Here is a 17,507-nt window from a genome sequence, read left to right on the forward strand (position 1 = left end):
GTTCAATAGATTCGCAATCTAATGATAAAGAAGTCTAAAATGCTATTGCTAATTAAGATATGTTGAACTAATACGGCCTTTCTTCGTGTACGTTTTTTATTTTCCTTCTATATAATAGAGCACAAATAAAAAAAGCTGCAGATAGAGTTTGGCGTAGCCAAGACTATCTGCAGCTTTTTTTAGCTCACAAGTACAAAAGCCCCTGTGACAATCAGCAAGACCCCGATTATTTTACGGGTGCCGATGCGTTCTTTTAAAAGAAAATAGGATAGGACCATGGTCCAAATATACGTGATCGCCGTTAACGGGAACACTACCGTATAGGGCAGGAACTTCAGTGCCGCAATGTTCAAGATAGCACCGACGCCATACAGGAAAACCCCGAATAGCAAGCGCAGCATAAATGCTTTCCGCTCCATATTAATATTCAAAGACGATGCTTTTTTCAGGAAATAGCCGCCAAATGCACCAATCCAGGTCATGGTGACCAGCAAGAGGATCAACAGAATATTAATCGCTGTCACCCCCTATTACAATCACGCCAATCAAAATCAGCCCCGTGCCAATGGAAATGTTCATCGTGATGGCTTCATCCAAAAACACAGCTCCGTAAAAGATGGCGATAACGTAGCCGATGCTCAGCAGCGGATGCAAAACCGACAGCTTGCCAAAACGGAAAGCTGCGGTCATCAGCACCGCTCCCATGCCGTACAGCACGAAGCCGCCGAGCATGTGCAAATCCAGGATGGCATCGGACATTTTCCACAACAATTGGCCGGTCGCCGTTGAGATGGCGGCAAAGATCATTAGCAGGATGCCGATGGGAGCTGTTTTTTCAGTGTTATTCACGGGCAGGTCCACCTTCTTTGGGACCAAAATTGATCAAGCTGATCAGGAATGCCGCGTACATGAACAACGACGTGTTGAACAGGTAGCGGAAATCCTGAGCCGGCATGGTGGCCATGACAGCTGCGGTATTTAAAGCAATCGGCAACAGGATCAACCAAATTCGCCAATTGTTTCGCAAGTACGCGACATAGATGAACAGCGTAATTAGGAACAAATAAACCGCTGGACGCCACAGAAACTCTTCTGCCTCCGTATCAACATTCAAGTACTGCTGCGCGGCAGAAGTAACTCTTGGGTAAATGATTTGGTTGAGCAAGTTGAATTCATTGCCATAGTAGATGTTGGTGACAAAACGGTTCATGTGTCCGTCTTCTTCCAAGCGCATCTGCCACACCAAAGCCGTTTCATCGAGAAAGGCCTCTACTGCAAGACCGGGATTTTGAACGACCAGCTGCGCCCAATGTTTGGCATATTGCGCTGGGTCGTCATAAATGACAAAGCGGTCGTACTCGCCCCATGAAAATTTGATGGGGTCGACGCTGGACGGATTGTATTTCTCCGGCCATAGTTCGAGCGGCATCAAGTCGTTAATATACGCGCGCTGCTCCTCGGTCATGTCACCTTCTTTCGTGACAATGTTGGCAATTTGCTGCGTTGGAATGCTAAGTGCTTCCTGCGGGTCTGATGGCACAACATCAAGCGACGTGTATACGGGACCGGTAACAACTTGGTGAAGAATGATGATGCCGAGTGCCATAGGCAGCAACTGCTTCCACATGTGGCGATACATGATCAATGCCGCAATCATGGTAATGACGAATACCGGAAAGCCGTTATGCCGGAAGAACACCAGCATGAACGAGCCCAACAGGAATAATAGGATGAAAGAAACTTTTTTTGCTTCCAGTCCTTTCGTTTTGACCAACAGTAAAATCAATAGCGAAAAGAACAATAAAGAAGTGCTGTACAGCACATCTTTCCAGATGATAATCGACATGATCGAGTTAACCGGAACAACGGCAGCGACAATTAGCACAGCCCAGATAATCCACGTGTTGACCATAAAGCGTTTCATTAGGTAGCCCATATACCCCATCGTCAACGCCAAAGCGAATAGTTGGAATAAGGCGATGATGCCCGGGCTGTCCCATATTTGTCTCAGGAACATGATGAGCCAGGTGAACATGACCGGATGCCAGTTGGTGAACTCGCGGGTTTGGGATTGTTCCCATTGCGATAAGGAATCCGGCGTCATGGCAGCTGGATAAAAGGCGATGAACATGACAAGTGAAGCACCAAGCATCGGCAGCATGAAGAGCAGCACATACAGCAGTGATACTTTTTGCTCGCCTTCTGGTGATTTGATGCTAAGGAGCAACTTGATGATCGCTAGCACAATAAGAGCGATTGTCAGGAAAAGGCCGATGAAAACCGCTGCTTTAACAAGCACATGATTATCGGCTAAATATTCCTGATTGCCTAATAGGCTGAGTCCTGCCAATACTGTAAACAACGGCATGAATATGGCCAGACTGACCTTTTTCCCGCGCGGCCACGTTTTGACCGTGTGGATAAACGAACGGCTGTACACAAGCAAACCAAAAAGCCCGAGTGTGACAGCTCCGATGAGCAAAGGATGCGCGTTACGGATCGGCTGGAAGTAGAAAATGGCTGTAAATGCAAGGAAAAGTGCTGCAACAAAATATGCAGCACCTATTAAGTACGTTTTTTTCATAGAGTTTTCTCACCTTTTATCCGGTCACTGATCCGGATTAATTCGAGTTCAAACTGTTTTCGATGTGTGCCGGCAACGGTATCAAGGATAAGTCCGCAAGCAAACGCCAACATGGCAAGCATCATTAAGCCCACTGCCAAGATTGCTGACGGGATGCGTGTGACAAAGTCGGTTTGAACGTATTCGATAATCACGGGAATGCCAGCAGCAAGGCCCAGAATAAAGAATAGCACTGCCCAACATGAGAAGAACAGCATAGGTTTGTAGTCTTTAAACAATGTGAAGATCATCCGCAGCACTTTGATGCCATCCTGGATGGTATTCAGTTTGGATTCACTGCCTTCAGGGCGGTCACGGTAATCGATGGCAACTTCCTTAATGAGGAAATTATTGTCCAACGCATGAATGCTCATCTCAGTTTCGATTTCAAAACCTGGGCTTGTTACCGGAAGCGATTTGACGAACAAACGGTCAAACGCACGATAACCTGTCATGATGTCGTTAATGTTGCTTTTGTACAGGCGGTTGATCAAGTTTTTGACAAGGGTGTTGCCAAAACCATGAAATTTCCGCTTGTTTTCATTGAAATAAGTGCCGTTCGACAAACGGTCCCCAATCACCAAGTTAGCTTCCCCTGCAATCACGGGTTTGATGATGTTGTGGACGAATTCTGCCGGGTATGTATCGTCGCCATCCGCCATTACATAGACGTCCGCATCGATTTCACGGAACATCGACCGAACCACGTTGCCCTTTCCTTGGCGAGGCTCTTGACGGACCACCGCACCATGAGAAAGTGCAACTTCCGTGGTTTTATCACTCGAATTGTTGTCATAGACGTATATTGTAGATTCTGGGAGTTCTCGTTTAAAATCTTCGATTACTTTTCCAATCGTCATTTCTTCATTGTAGCAAGGCAGTAGTACTGCAATTTTCATAGACATGTTCTCCTTTTAATCATAAGCATTAACTAAACTATCATATCATGATTACAGGATTTAGTGAAATAGGTTTTGAATTTGGATTTATGTGTATTTTGAATTGTGTGGGTGCCAGGCACCCACACAATTTTTTTGAGTCTATAAGACCATTAAATAATTATGACAAGTTTTTTTAGGCAAGTTATAATAGATGAGTTATGAAACTTTATAAAGTCGGTATGGCATGATAATCGCTTTCCTGCCGGCTGGTTATTAAGCTTGATCGAATGGAATATTGGCGTTTTTCGAGCGATTAATACGAGTATAGTGAAGGTGTCCGGACATGATTTTCAATTCTTTTGAATTTATCTTTTTATTCCTACCAATTGTTTGGATTTTGTATTATATTCTTGGCCGCATCCACATTCCGTTTGCCAAAACTTGGCTGCTGATCGCTTCTTTGTTTTTTTACGGCTATTGGAATCCTGCTTATTTGCCGTTGATTTTGGTTTCGATGCTGCTCAATTATGCAATCGGGGTTTTTCTTGGGCGCAATAAAGGCGGCGTTTACCGGAAAAGCATTTTAACTGCCGGCATTCTTTTTAATGTACTGTTGCTTGGCTATTATAAGTACTATGACTTTTTTGTCGAGAACATCAATGTGGTTTTTGGCGAAGATTTGGTGCTGAAAAATATCTTGTTGCCATTGGCAATCAGCTTTTACACATTCCAGCAAATTGCGTATTTGGTGGATTCGTACCGGTTGGAAACGAAAGAGTATAATTTTTTGAATTACGGATTGTTTGTGTCGTTTTTCCCGCAATTGATTGCAGGGCCGATTGTTCATCACCGTCAAGTGATGTCACAGTTTTCGGCCAAAGAATCGTATCGGATTGTTTATGAAAACATCTCCAAAGGATTGTTGATTTTCGCCATCGGCCTTTTCAAAAAAGTGGCGATTGCGGATACTTTTGCCGAATGGGCCAATCAAGGCTATGGAAACGTGGAGTCACTGACGTTCGTGGACAGCTGGTTCACAACTCTGGCCTATACGCTGCAATTGTATTTTGACTTTAGCGGTTACTCTGATATGGCCATTGGACTTGCCTTGCTGTTCAATATCCGTCTGCCGATCAATTTCAATTCTCCATACAAAGCTTTGGATATCCAAGATTTCTGGAGACGCTGGCATATCACGCTGTCGCATTTTTTGACAACGTATATTTACATTCCACTTGGGGGAAATCGAAAAGGACCTGTACGCACTTATTTGCATATCCTGATCATCTTCTTTATTAGCGGCATTTGGCATGGTGCCGGATGGACGTTTCTAATCTGGGGTGCGATGCACGGCCTGGCCAGTGTCATTTGCCGCTGGTGGAAGCTTGCCGGCTATAGCATGAACAAAGTGGCGGCATGGATAGTGACGTTCTTGTTCGTCCACCTATCCTGGGTATTTTTCCGCGCGTTGACACTGTCAGACGCTGTGACTGTCTTGAAAGCAATGTTCGGATTTAACGGATTTTATCTACCAAGCGGTTTTGTTTCATTGTTTCCTTCCATCAATAAAGACTGGGTATTGACCCTGCCCTTTACGACGTCTACTTGGGAAATCACTTTAACATTGATGATTGGTTTGGCCCTGGTATTCTTCACGAAAAACTCTGTTGAGATCATGGAACAAAAACAGCGCAATACGCGTATGGCCATTTTCATATCCGTCCTTCTTTTTTACAGTGTTATGCAACTGCAGCAAGTCAGCGAATTCCTGTACTTTAATTTTTAGGAGATGATCCCATGAACGATAAAAAATTCAGCTTTGCCGTCATGGCGATTTTCGCCAGTTTGACGTTTATAGTCGCCGCTTTTAATTTTTGGATTGATCCTTTGTGGCATTACAGCCACGCCCATGGCCTAAACGATGTACAGATTGTCGCTGATGAACGCGAACAAAAAGTTGCACAGCAGCTGTATCACCCGACAGATGCGGATACTTTGTTGCTTGGTTCCAGCCGCAGTACGTATGTACAACCTGCAGGATTTCAGGAATGGAATGTTTACAACTTTGCAGTAGCCAACCTTTCGATGCGTGAGTATTACACAATGCAGCTTTATGCCTTTGATCAGAACCCTGATTACGAACGTGTGGTACTCGGCGTTGACTTTTTCAAATCCAGTGAAGAGCAAGCGAAGAATGCCCGGGCGATTACTGGTTATGAAACAAAGGTGCAGGAGCCGTTTTACCGGGCAAAAAACTTATTGTCATTTGATGTACTGGGCTATGCGGTCGACAACCTGGAGTTGTCAGCAGCAAATGAAATAAATGCTGACCGCTTGTATAATCGGGAAGGTGATGCGTTTGCGAAGAGACTATCAGAAGAAGAAATCGAGCAGGATACAGCTGCCAAAATTACTCGTTTTGAAGAAACCTTCTATGGCGACCATTACACTTATTACTCCAAGTACAAAGAAATCATGCAAAAAGTGCACGACAGCCATCCAGAAGCCGAAAAAATCGTATATACAACTCCGATTTCTACGGAACTGTTCAAGTCACTGACTTCGACCGGCTTATTGGATGAATATGAAGTATGGCTGCGCGATTTAGTGGATGTCTATGGCGGTGTATGGAATTTCATGTACCCGAACACGGTTACAAATGACATTATGAATTATTACGATGGCCACCACTTTTACCCTGAAATCGGAGAATTGATTTCCAAACGGATGGAACAAGGTGAAGATGCAGACGTGCCGGAAGATTTTGGTGTACTGGTCACGGAAGATAACATTGAAGAACATTTGGCTATGGTTAGAACGTTAGCTGCGGAAGTAAAATGAGCGACTTTGGCTTTTGTATGTTTCGATAAAAAATTGTGTGGGTGCCAGGCACCCACACAATAAAAAAATAAGAGCTTTCCGCCTATCGCGGAAAGCTCTTTTGTCTTGATTTTATTCGATCACGATGTTGTATTTGCCAAAATCATTGGCAGAAGGTGCAACATAGCTGATGCCGCTGTTTTCTGGAATCAGGCTTTGTGCATTGGCCGAAGTTTCAAAGACGATGTTCTGGTCGCCCGCAATAGGTGCGAACTTCCAGTTGGCATCTGCCGAAGGGTCGATGGTTCCGACTTCCAGCATGTAGTCAATGATGACTTGGCGATTTTCATATGCATAGTCGATGACTTCTTTAGCATCGGTCACGCCAGGGAAGTTTCCAGTAGCGCGGTAGTTATTCGTAGCCACCAGGAATTCCTGTGCATCGGTAACTGGTTTCCCATCATAAGAAAGATTTTTGATGCGGGTTGAAGCCGCATTGATAAGAACGCCTTCTGCGTCGTATTTCGCAGGTACGGTCACGTCGATTTCATATGTGACTCCATCCAAGACGTCAAAATTATAGGTACGGAAATCGTTGTTGATCAATTGCTGTTCGCCTGTCGCTGTTGGGTTGATTTGCTGGAACTGGCCTGCTGCCATTTCCAACCATTCTTTTACGTCTTTGCCTGTCAATTTCAAGGCGTAAATCGTGTTGTCAAAAACGTAAAGGTCGGCGACGTTCTTAATAGCGATTTCACCTGTTTTGATGTCTGTGTAGTAATTGCCGCCGTTGCGTCCGCCTGCTTTAAACGGAGCTGCTGCTGACAAAATTGGCAAGTCTGCGTTGGCTGTGCCGGCTACTTGCTGCTCGACATACCAAGTCTGTGCATTGTTGACGATTTGGACAGATGGATCGTCCTGTACCAATGAGAAATAGCTGTTGATTGGTGCTGTAGTTTCACCGACTGGACTGCGGACATAGTCGATTGTGGCTTCATGCGTTTCTTTGACAGCGTCAATCACTTGCTGCGAAACAGCATCAGATTCTGCATCAATTTCACGCAATTGTGCTTTGCCTGATCCCACTTGCCATTCCTTGCCTTTTTGCGCTAGCTGCAAATCGATAACACCTAAGTGGCTTCCGAAGTTGCCAGGCATGACGACAGGTGTACCATTGATTGTCCCTTGTTCTTGATTGACGTTTTTCAAGTCACTATAAGACCCAGGGAACACATCATGGTTATGGCCCGTGATGATGGCGTCTACGCCATCCACTTCTGTAAGCTGGTACGTGATGTCTTCTTCTCCGATTTCATGCGTTTCATCGCCCATTCCAGAATGCGATAGGACCACGACAACATCGGCTCCTGTTTTTTTCACTTCCGGAAGGAATTTCTCGACCGATTCTACTGCATCTTTAGCGATTACTTTTCCTTCAAGATGCGCGCGGTCCCACTTCATAATGTCTGGAGCGACGATTCCGATGACACCTACTTGGATCGTGTGTTTTTTGCCTTTGCCATCGACCACTTCTTTGTCGATAATGGTATAAGGCTCGTAGCGGTTTTCATTTGTTTTGGCATCGTAAACGTTGGCATTCAACACAGGAAACGGTGCATCATCCAATGCTTCGTCCAAATAATCCAAACCGAAGTTAAACTCATGGTTCCCTAAAGTGGAGGCATCAAAATCCAGTGATTCAAGTGCCGCATATGCAGGGTGCAGTTCGCCTTCCTCGATCGGATCAACTGTTGCTTTATAGCCGCCAAAAGGCGTTCCTTGAATCAAGTCTCCGTTATCAAACAACAGTGAATTGCTGTTTTCTTCGCGTGCCTGTTCGATCAGGACACCTGTCTTTGCCAACCCGAGGCTGTTTGACACTTTATCTTGATAATAATCATAGTTGACGAAGTTTGTGTGCAAATCAGATGTTCCCAAAATGCGCAATGTGACATTATTGCTGCCCACCGGCTGGTATTCTTTCAGCAAACGCTGGACAATTGCCCGCATCTCACCTGGAGAAACCGTCTTCGATGGTTTTACTGTATTGTCTCCATAACCAATCAGCAAACCAATGCCTACCCCTTTGGCCAAGTCTTTCAACAAGCTCTGGCTCAAGTAGCGATTATCTTTAAATCCTCTTAGCAAGCCAGTCGAATACACTTTATCTGTCATTACGGCGCGGGAAGCTATCGAAAACGCCTGCTCGCGTGACAATTTTTCATTTGGTGCAAAAACCGTCTTAGTTTTACCACTTGTCAACTTCAAGTTGTAAGCAGCTTCTACGTATGGAGCCAATTCCTTATTAACATCTTTAAAACTGATCGTCGAACCATCCCCTAGATCAAGTTTTAAAGAAGTCACTAAATGTTGAATAAACTCGCCTCTCGTCACTTCATTCGCTGCTGCTTGTGTTGGCGCCACTGTAACTAAACTGCTGAGTACCAGAACAAAAGCTGCAAGAATTACCGAAACCTTTTTGCCGATCGTCATCTTTCCATCTCCCTTTGACTAAATAGTACAACAACTAAATTATATACGAGAACCGAAATAATAGAAGACATTTACAAAAAGAAAATATTTGTGAATTGTTTGGGAGTTGTGTGCGTGCCAGGCACGCACACAATTAAGAACTTTACATATAAATCCCAATTATGTAACTATTCCGTGTATACTAAAGATGTACTGGAAAAATTTTAGGAGAGAGGATGGATGAACATGAAAAAAACAATGTTTCTAAGCAGCGCTGTATTGGCTCTTAGTTTAATCGCAACACCTGCATTGGCCGCTTCTGATTTGTCAGAGAACCACCGTTTTTATGACGAGATGAACTACCTGGTCGATAAAGAAGTCATTACCGGATATGAGGATGGAACTCTTCGACCGGATCAGGTGGTCACACGTGCCGAAGCGGCGATTATGATCGGCCAATTAAAAAACTTGGACGGCACGCAAAAAGCGACTAACTTTACCGATGTCAGCAAAAGCAGCAAGGCAAGCGGTTATATTGCTGCTGCACAAGAAGCAGGATTTTTAAATGGGTATCCAGACGGAACGTTTCGTCCGGACGCAGTAATCAACCGTGGAGATATGGCGATTTTGCTGTCAAATATTTTCACGATGCCTCTTTCGAGTAATAATAAATTCAAGGATGTATCGGTGAATATGAAAGCTTTCGAGCCGGTGAAAGCGATTGTTTCTTACAATATTACAGCTGGTTATTCTGATGAAACCTACCGCCCAATGACCAATGTAACTCGTGGTCAATTCTCGGCATTCCTTGCCCGTGGATTGGAACCGGTTTTCAAAAATGATACCCACATGGAAAATTCATACTTGCGGGACAAAACAAAAGTTTATTCCTATCAAACAGAGACTGATATGGTCCTAAAATCGCGTTATACAGATGATTCAGAACTTCACGGTGAGCCGCTTGGATTCCTTTGGGAAAACTTTGGCGAAGGAATAACTGGAGACATATTTTATACAGAAGACGAAACCTATGATATGTACATCATTGGCTATCCGTTCTCTGAATTTACCACTGAACTGGTTTACCCGATCCAAAAAGGCAAAGTCTTCAATATAGATAATAATTACTCACCTGTCAGCACAATCACAGGCGTGAATGTCACGGTCGAAACACCTTACAAAACCTTTACCAACGCAGTCGAAGTGACCGTTCCAGCAGATCCGTCTGTTAACCATGGCACCGGCTATAAATACTATATGGTCGAAGGATACGGCAAAGTAAAACAAGTAAATGCAGATGGTACGGTAACCTCTGAGTTGTTTAAAGTAGAGTAATGCGTGCCAGGCACGCACACAATTCAATAGAAAAAAGCCGGAAGCAGCAGCTTCCGGCTTTTTTTTCGGATTCAATTTGGTCTTAATTCACTGGTGTATATCGCAAAACTGTAATCTACAGAGAAGATAATCGATAAATAAAAATGGCCAGTTGTCCACGTGTTACATATTGATCAACACCGAATTGCGTAGCGGTCAATCCACTGGTGATTTGGTTTGCTACCAATGCATTTACAGCCTCTTCATAACGCAGTCCTACATCCGTAAACGGCAATTTTTCGCCATTTGGCTGAAGATCATAGCTGTTCTGAAGAATCAAAGCAATTTCACCACGTGTCAGTTTTTGAGTAGCTCCAAAGCTCGTTGCGGTTTTGCCGTTGATGACGCCAGCATGTTTCAAAGCATTTACAGCTGACACCGCACGAGTTGGAACGTCACTAAATCCAGATGCAGGAGCCGTTTCCAGATCTAAATCAAGTTCTTTTGCCAGCCAAATTGCGGCATCTACGCGGAGAATATCGTTCTGGAAACCAAACTTAGTGGAACTCTCCCCATTGGTGAGTCCTCTTTCCACCAAATAACCGACTGCCGGCACATACGCTGCCGGAACATCAGTAAAAAGATCTGCCGTTTGCGGTATTGTTACTTTCAATGACACCGTTTTGCTTCCAAGCGTTGCCTTAATAGTTGTACTGCCAACTGATTTCATTGTTACTTTTCCTTTGGATACGTCAGCAATTGCCGGATTGGCAGAAACCCAAGTAGCAGTTTCTGTTGCATTGATGGCTTCCCCGTTGGTATAGGTTGCAGTTAGTGCAAGCTGAACTGATTTTCCGATGGAACTGGTAATCGATGTTTTGTCAAAAGCAAGCTTAGCCAGTGGATTGCCTATTTCAGAGACTCTGGGAGCCGTATAGGAAGAGGCCTGTACCAATCCGAAGCCATAAAGCGGATCTCTTCCCGCTTGCCCTAAATCTTTCGCATCTTCTGTTAACACGGCCCGCAAGTCTTTGTTTGGCAATTTCGGATAGGCTTGCTTCATTAAAGCTAATTGGCCAGCCACAAAAGGTGCCGCCATTGACGTGCCTGACATATAACCAAAGCGATTGTTCAACACAGTACTGTAGATATCCATTCCAGGAGCCACTACCTCAACTGATGGACCCGTAGAAGAAAATCTGGCACGAATGGAATTTTGTCCGATTGCACCGACTCCGATAACGGAAGAATAGCGAGCTGGGTAATCAACATTGTCGCCCAAACCGGTAGATACTCCAACGTTTCCGGCAGCTGCGACTATCAATAAACCATTTGCGTAAGCACGGTCAAATACTTGTTTAAAAACGCTTGATTCGTCAGGAGATCCGCCACTTAAATTGATGATGTCCATATCGTTTTCCATCGCCCAATTGACGCCTTTAATCAAATCGGACAAATAGGCATTTCCTTCACTGTCAAAAGCTTTTACTGCGTACAACTCCGCTTCATGCGCCACACCTTTTAATCCGATGCCATTATCAAGGGCACCAATAATGCCCGCAACATGTGTGCCATGGCCTTGGTCATCCGAATACGAAGTGGTATAGTCGACTGTTGAAACCCCACCAGCGATGCGCAAGTCACTGTGACTCGCAATCCCTGAATCGATAACAGCCACTTTCACGCCTTTCCCCGTAAAACCAGATTTCCAGGCTGTAGGTGCTTTGATCTGCGGAATTCCCCAACCTTCTGATTGTGCGCTTAACGTAAAGACGATATCTTCCTCTATTGCTTTAACGGATGGATCTGCTAAAAGTTCTTGAACTTCCTGCTCGGTCATCTCCGCGGAAACGACAGACACTTCATCAAAAACTTCAATATCAGAACCGCCAAAATCTTCCGTCTTCTCGGCAATTGAAAAGCTCTTTTGTTCTTCTTCATAAATGACAATCATGCGCTTTTCTTCATCGACGTCTGCTGAAACCATTAATGACCCCGTACCAACTAACAGAAGAAAAGCACTAAAAAAGCTATACACCAGTTTCAACAAAAAGTCCCCCTTTGCTTGCACATGATTTTTTTATAATATTTTCCAAAAAGATAAGAAATATTTAACAAACTTATTGATTTGTTTACAATAACAGTATATAAGATGTTACTACCACCGTCAAAGCTAATTGCATCCATCTGTTGATTTATTGTACTTTATTGACACTTTCTCAAGAAAAAAATTCTTTTTCACGAGTTGTATTTAAAAAAACATATTTTTATCATCCTCATTTTATTAGATACGAAAATGAGCCAAGCGGAATCTTCCTGTAAATGCAAAAACCAGCCTATAGAAAGCTGGTTTTCATTCTATGGCACCAATCGGTTGATCACCGGCAGCTTTTGCATCGCCAAAATGATTCCAAATGAAATGACAAATATTAAGAGCCATACGAGCGGCACGCTAATGATTGGGTTAAAAGTAGTTTCATTCAATCCAAAAAATTTGTTCAACGAAATTTGGATCAGCGGATGAATAACGTAAATGCCAAATGTTGCCGTGCTGATGCGTGTGATCAGGGCATTGGGTTTGATCTTTTTGCTCATGTGCTGGAATCCGATAAAGATAAACAAAGTAATAAACAAGGCATTTGGCCGGTAATGTTCGTAGAAAAAATCATCGAATTCGTCTGCTGGCAACCCAGCGTTCAAGTAATAAGTGCCCCATAACGTGATGATATAGCCGACAACAGCGAGAACGCCAAGCGGCTTTAAGTATTTTTTCGGCACAGGGTAAAGCACCAGATAAGCGCCAAGCAGGAAGTAGCCAATGTAAGGCTCAAAAAGGCCTGCGGTCACAGCGAGCTCAAACTCAAAGAATTTCGGCAGAAACGGCAGAAAACAGGAAAACCCGATCCAAAACAGCAAAAAGGCTTGGAACATTTTTTTGTCCATGTGCTGCACCAATATTTTTAAAAACGGTGCCATGAGATAGAGCCCGGTAATGGTGTAGAGAAACCACAAGTGGAAATACACATCATCGGTCAAAAATTGGACCAAAATTTCATACGCGGTATACGACTCTCCCAGCTCATATACGTTGTACAAAGTATAAATAAAACTCCAAAAAATCAGCGGGATAACGACTTTCGACAATCGTTTTCTCAGAAATTGCCTAACACTTTCTTCTTTGTCACGCGTCAGCAGCAATGCCCCGCTGAGCATGAAGAAAATTGGCACACACCAGCGCAAACCGGCATCAAAGACATTGGCGAAATGCCAGATCCAGTCGTCTGTGGAGGTGCTGTTGATGATTTTCGATACTACATGAATGCCGACTACCACAAAAATCGACAAAACCCGCAGCCAATCCATATAGTCATACCTTCTGGCCATGTGGGCAACTCCTTCTATATACATGTTGGTCCTAATCTAATCTCTTTATCATTTTAGCCTGTCACGGCGTTTTGAACCAATACGAATTGATGACAACTGTATGACAGGCTTTAGTCTGCCAATTGTTGGCATAGTTTTTGGATATCTGCCCGATTGGCATCAAGCAATTGCTGGCCAAGCCCAACCAGCGCATCAAGATTTTCTTGTGAACCATCGTCGAGTTTTTCGGTGCCCGTTTCCAGCAGCTCGATTTGAAAGCGGTAGTAACGTTTGGCATCTTCCCGATCGGGCAGAACATGCTTTAATTGATAATCCACAACGTCCGAGCTGCCGTCCATGAGGATATACCAAAGCGGCCGCGCCCACCCAAGCAGACCCCATGTTCGGACGCCGCCAAACTCGATGGTCAATTGCGGATTTCCCGTACCAAGTGACACGACCAATAAATCCGTGTCATCGGGAAAGATCTCTCTTGCTTCGGCATAAGCGCACATTGCCGGGTTGTTGGCAAAAACCCCGCCATCAATAAAGCTCGCTCCCCGATAAGCTTTGATTTTTTTGGGCACGAAATAAGTAGGAGCTGCAGAAGCGGCACGCGCCACGTCCCGCATCAAGACATCCTTTTCAATTTTCTTCGTGTGCACGTCACGGCTCTTGAAAAAAGCCGTAAAGCGACCTTGGATTTCGTAGCTCGGAATCACAACATCCTTTAAGGCTTCAGACAACATCGTCTGCCCAAAGTATTTTTTCAGCGATCTTTCCAGCGCACGTGCGTGGTAGCGACGGGTAAAAATGCCGCGAGTCAGTTTGAAAAACAAGGATTTATCAAAAATTTCATGCGACTCTTCTAAATAAAACCCAAGAAACTGCTTAGCTGTGTAGCGAGGATGGGTCGGATCTTTTTCGTCCGGTGCAACCAGTCCAAGCGCCAAAATTCCGCCAGTTGAGGTTCCTACAACCAGATCAAACAGCTCAGCAATCGGCTTGCCGGTCTGTTTTTCCAATTCCGTCAACAACATCGCTGGAATAATGCCCCGGACGCCTCCACCATCAATGGATAAAATCTTCTTCACCTCTCCACCTCCCTCATTATCCAGGACACAGAATCATATTTATATCAATAAAAAACAAATAAATATTATTACAATTAAAAATTCAAACTATTTAGATATTATTTTATTTTTTTAATAAAAAAATGATTATATACTAGGTTCTTTGTTTCAGTCTAAAATCTTTCTAAATTTTGTTCGGCTTGCATAGTTAAAATAAAGCTGGTAGTGTTTTAAAATTTGGATTTATTAGGCGATTAATTGTTACAAAAAAACTAAATTTCTTACTCATAACCTCTTTTTCATTAAAATAAACCTTTATTTCGTTTTTTATTGCTGTTGAAAAGGCTGCTGTCACAGGCTTTTAGCGCATGAATTTGTTTTGTTATACAACTGTAATATAACTGCAATTGAATTGACGTTGTTTTTAAGGTGTTCTCTCTATATAGTAAATGGCAGAGCAAAATATTATTAATTCATATACTTGGATAATAAAAACTTGGAGGAACCAACAACAATGAAAAAACTTTTCTTTACGCTACTTACAGCAGGATCATTGCTATTTGCTAACTCAGCCACGGGTGCACAAGACGCTCAACCAGTCCAAACGAACAACACCGCTTCTTACGAAACTACGACATCATCTGTACAGCAAGTTGCCGCAAGCAAAGCAACTGCAAAATCAGGTACGTTTAAAATGAAATACAACACAAACGTTCGCGCAGATGCGGGAACAAAAAACAAAGTTGTAACAGTGGCTAAAAAAGGGTCAGTTGCTACAGCTACTCACCAAAAGAAAGTCGGCAGCGCCACTTGGTACAAAGTAAAAGTTAACGGCAAATCAGGATGGGTATTAAGCACATTGCTAACGTCTACTACTGTCAAGAAAGCTTCAGTTAAAACAGCTTCTTCTTCATCAGTCGTTTCAGAAGCATTATCACTTAAAGGCATCCCGTACAAATTTGGCGGCACAACTCGCGCTGGATTTGATTGCAGCGGATTTATCCAATACGCTTTCAAACAAGCAGGCAAGAACGTTTCACGCACAACTTCTACACAATTTGCTGAAACTTACACTGTCAGCAACCCGCAGCCAGGCGATTTGGTATTCTTCGCTAACACGTACAAGGCTGGAATTTCACACGTTGGGATTTACATTGGCAACAACCAGTTCATCCACTCTGGCGGAGCGAAAGCTGAAGTCAAGAGCATGAACGACTCTTACTGGGGCAAGAAGTTCCACAGCTACAAACGTTTCTAATCAAATAGGATTTTCAAAAGGGTGACCCGAATGTCTGCTATAGCAGGCATTTGCCGGTCCCCTTTTTTCTTTTCCTAAAGATTGGTCACTGCTCCGTGACCAATTGATTCTGAAGCGTATATTGCTGTTGCATGCGCTTTCTTCTTTTTACCCCGAATAAAAGGACGGTAATCAAAAATAAGATTGCTGCTTGGCTTATTGCGTGAGTCTTCTTCGAAGCTCCTTTTAAAATCACACGAACACATCCTCACTACAACCCATTTCCAGCGACTTCAAAACTTCACGTTCCCTTTTCAAACCATAAAAGATGGAGTTTCTTCTATATAAGCTATACTCAAGCTGAGGCGCGTCCTCTCCAAGCGGCCGAAGCTGCTTTAAAACACGAAGACCATAGAAAAAAAGCAGACTCACTAGGAGCCTGCCTGTTATTCATTCACAATGTCCTCAATTTGGTAATCTCCGTACTCGTCAATCACCACCGTATAAATGCCTTCGTGCATAACCGTGGCCGTCTCTCCACTCTCGGTTTCCTCGTACGTAAACTCAGCTTCCGCTTCGATCGTTGCGCTATCTTCGTGGATTTCCACGCGGGTGACAGCCGTCTCGACCGCGCCGTAAATCCGGTCCTGTTCAGCATGTTCTTTAATCAATTCAGTAGCTTCCTGCTCTGCTTCGCTGTCTGGCAAAATATAAGACAAGTAAAAGGAAGATTCAGCTTCGTTCAATGAATAAGGAATTAATTCATAATAAGCAGAGATGAAATTTGCCAACAGGTCATCAGCAAAATAGGCATCTCTCACATCTTGCAGCACAACTTCCTGGGCTTCCGCAGCAATTGGGTTTTCCACCCATTCTACCAAGAGATCCCAGACACTGTAGATTGGAATGGTATAGCCGGATCCTGGTTTTTCTTCCAGAATGATTGAGTTGATGCCAAGAATTTTGCCGGTGTCGGTTGCAATTAGCGGACCGCCGCTGGAACCTTGAGCAATGTCTGCGCTCATTTCGTACAAGCCGGTGTATTCGTACACGTCCAGAAAATCAAGCTCGGTGCCAGTGATTTCACCGGTAGTGGCCGTATTGCTTTGGTCGTTAGGACTGCCGATGGCAACAACCGGCGTGCCGATGGGAACCGGCTCCATTTCAATTTCCAACGGCTCTTTTCCGGCGAGTTCGTCGACACGGATTAGCGCAAGGTCTTGCGTGTCGGACATGCCGATGATCCGGCCATTAAATTCCTGGCCATCGCTGTTTTTGACGGTGATGTAAGATGCGTCCAAAACCACATGGGCATTGGTCAGAATGTCCCCCTCCGTGTTGATCAAAAAGCCAGACCCTTGTTCCAAGTCGGTATACACGGTATACACATGTGTCTTGGCATTCGCAATCATGGAGGCTTCGCTTAGTTCCTCCTCTACGTCCACTACTTCTTCCTCTTCGACGTTCGAATCGATTTCACTTTCTGCTGGTGCTGATTCCCCTCCTTGGCATCCACTAACCCCTAAAAGCAGCATCAGAAGAAGTAACAGCGGCATCAATCCTCTTTTTGGAAAGCTTCCTATTTGGTTTTGTTTTTGTCCTGTCATCTATATCACCCACTTTTATGACTTGTCAGTTGATTTGTGTTCATTATATCAACTTCAGCTCCAAAGGTCTTTGGACAAAAAGAAAAAAGCATTCTTTTTGAACAGCGCTTGCTGAGA

The 17,507-nt window shown here is 43.9% G+C and carries 13 protein-coding genes; 4 read left to right on the forward strand and 9 right to left on the reverse strand.

Annotated elements, in window-relative coordinates; genetic code table 11:
- Positions 1 to 179 precede the first annotated feature (179 nt).
- The 4 genes from AC4EG4_RS04640 to AC4EG4_RS04655 are packed head-to-tail and all read right to left on the reverse strand — an operon-like array spanning position 180 to position 3,522.
- Complete coding sequence (locus AC4EG4_RS04640; RefSeq protein WP_490987054.1) at positions 180 to 524, reverse strand: EamA family transporter; 345 nt, start codon at positions 522 to 524, stop codon at positions 180 to 182.
- Complete coding sequence (locus AC4EG4_RS04645) at positions 511 to 849, reverse strand: EamA/RhaT family transporter (RefSeq protein WP_490977463.1); 339 nt, start codon at positions 847 to 849, stop codon at positions 511 to 513. The genes AC4EG4_RS04640 and AC4EG4_RS04645 overlap by 14 nt, the downstream gene beginning before the upstream one ends.
- Entirely contained in the window at positions 842 to 2,584 is a 1,743-nt protein-coding gene (locus tag AC4EG4_RS04650) for a DUF6020 family protein (protein ID WP_490977462.1), read from the reverse strand. Before AC4EG4_RS04650 ends, AC4EG4_RS04645 begins: the two co-directional genes overlap by 8 nt.
- Entirely contained in the window at positions 2,581 to 3,522 is a 942-nt protein-coding gene (locus tag AC4EG4_RS04655) for a glycosyltransferase family 2 protein (protein ID WP_490977461.1), read from the reverse strand. The genes AC4EG4_RS04650 and AC4EG4_RS04655 overlap by 4 nt, the downstream gene beginning before the upstream one ends.
- 325 nt (positions 3,523 to 3,847) lie before the next feature.
- Between AC4EG4_RS04655 and AC4EG4_RS04660 the strand changes: the two genes are divergently transcribed.
- Positions 3,848 to 5,290, forward strand: coding sequence for an MBOAT family O-acyltransferase (locus tag AC4EG4_RS04660; RefSeq protein ID WP_490987055.1), 1,443 nt, complete (start codon positions 3,848 to 3,850; stop codon positions 5,288 to 5,290).
- Positions 5,291 to 5,301: 11 nt separating this feature from the next.
- On the forward strand, positions 5,302 to 6,345 hold the full coding sequence (locus AC4EG4_RS04665; RefSeq protein WP_490987056.1) for a hypothetical protein: 1,044 nt from the start codon (positions 5,302 to 5,304) through the stop codon (positions 6,343 to 6,345).
- Between the two features lie 111 nt (positions 6,346 to 6,456).
- On the opposite strand, the gene AC4EG4_RS04670 is transcribed toward AC4EG4_RS04665, so the two are convergent.
- Positions 6,457 to 8,817 (reverse strand): bifunctional 2',3'-cyclic-nucleotide 2'-phosphodiesterase/3'-nucleotidase, encoded by a 2,361-nt coding sequence (locus tag AC4EG4_RS04670; protein ID WP_490987057.1) that lies wholly within the window; start codon positions 8,815 to 8,817, stop codon positions 6,457 to 6,459.
- A gap of 219 nt (positions 8,818 to 9,036) precedes the next feature.
- On the opposite strand from AC4EG4_RS04670, the gene AC4EG4_RS04675 reads away from it, so the two are divergent.
- Positions 9,037 to 10,131, forward strand: a complete 1,095-nt coding sequence (locus AC4EG4_RS04675; protein WP_490987058.1) for an S-layer homology domain-containing protein — start codon at positions 9,037 to 9,039, stop codon at positions 10,129 to 10,131.
- 115 nt (positions 10,132 to 10,246) lie between these two features.
- Here AC4EG4_RS04675 and AC4EG4_RS04680 read toward each other — a convergent pair whose 3' ends face one another.
- The 3 genes from AC4EG4_RS04680 to AC4EG4_RS04690 all read right to left on the reverse strand — a co-directional run bounded on the left by AC4EG4_RS04680 (position 10,247) and on the right by AC4EG4_RS04690 (position 14,567).
- The gene (locus tag AC4EG4_RS04680) at positions 10,247 to 12,148 is read right to left on the reverse strand and encodes a S8 family serine peptidase (protein ID WP_490987181.1); all 1,902 of its coding nucleotides are present in this window, start codon (positions 12,146 to 12,148) and stop codon (positions 10,247 to 10,249) included.
- A gap of 320 nt (positions 12,149 to 12,468) precedes the next feature.
- On the reverse strand, positions 12,469 to 13,494 hold the full coding sequence (locus tag AC4EG4_RS04685) for an acyltransferase (protein WP_490977458.1): 1,026 nt from the start codon (positions 13,492 to 13,494) through the stop codon (positions 12,469 to 12,471).
- A 110-nt stretch (positions 13,495 to 13,604) separates the two neighbouring features.
- Entirely contained in the window at positions 13,605 to 14,567 is a 963-nt protein-coding gene (locus AC4EG4_RS04690; protein WP_490987059.1) for a CBASS cGAMP-activated phospholipase, read from the reverse strand.
- A gap of 493 nt (positions 14,568 to 15,060) precedes the next feature.
- On the opposite strand from AC4EG4_RS04690, the gene AC4EG4_RS04695 reads away from it, so the two are divergent.
- The gene (locus AC4EG4_RS04695; protein WP_490977456.1) at positions 15,061 to 15,804 is read left to right on the forward strand and encodes a C40 family peptidase; all 744 of its coding nucleotides are present in this window, start codon (positions 15,061 to 15,063) and stop codon (positions 15,802 to 15,804) included.
- Between the two features lie 425 nt (positions 15,805 to 16,229).
- On the opposite strand, the gene AC4EG4_RS04700 is transcribed toward AC4EG4_RS04695, so the two are convergent.
- Positions 16,230 to 17,390 (reverse strand): S1C family serine protease, encoded by a 1,161-nt coding sequence (locus AC4EG4_RS04700; RefSeq protein ID WP_490987060.1) that lies wholly within the window; start codon positions 17,388 to 17,390, stop codon positions 16,230 to 16,232.
- Between the last annotated feature and the right edge of the window lie 117 nt (positions 17,391 to 17,507).

The organism is Planococcus sp. TJ-201, from assembly GCF_058268495.1.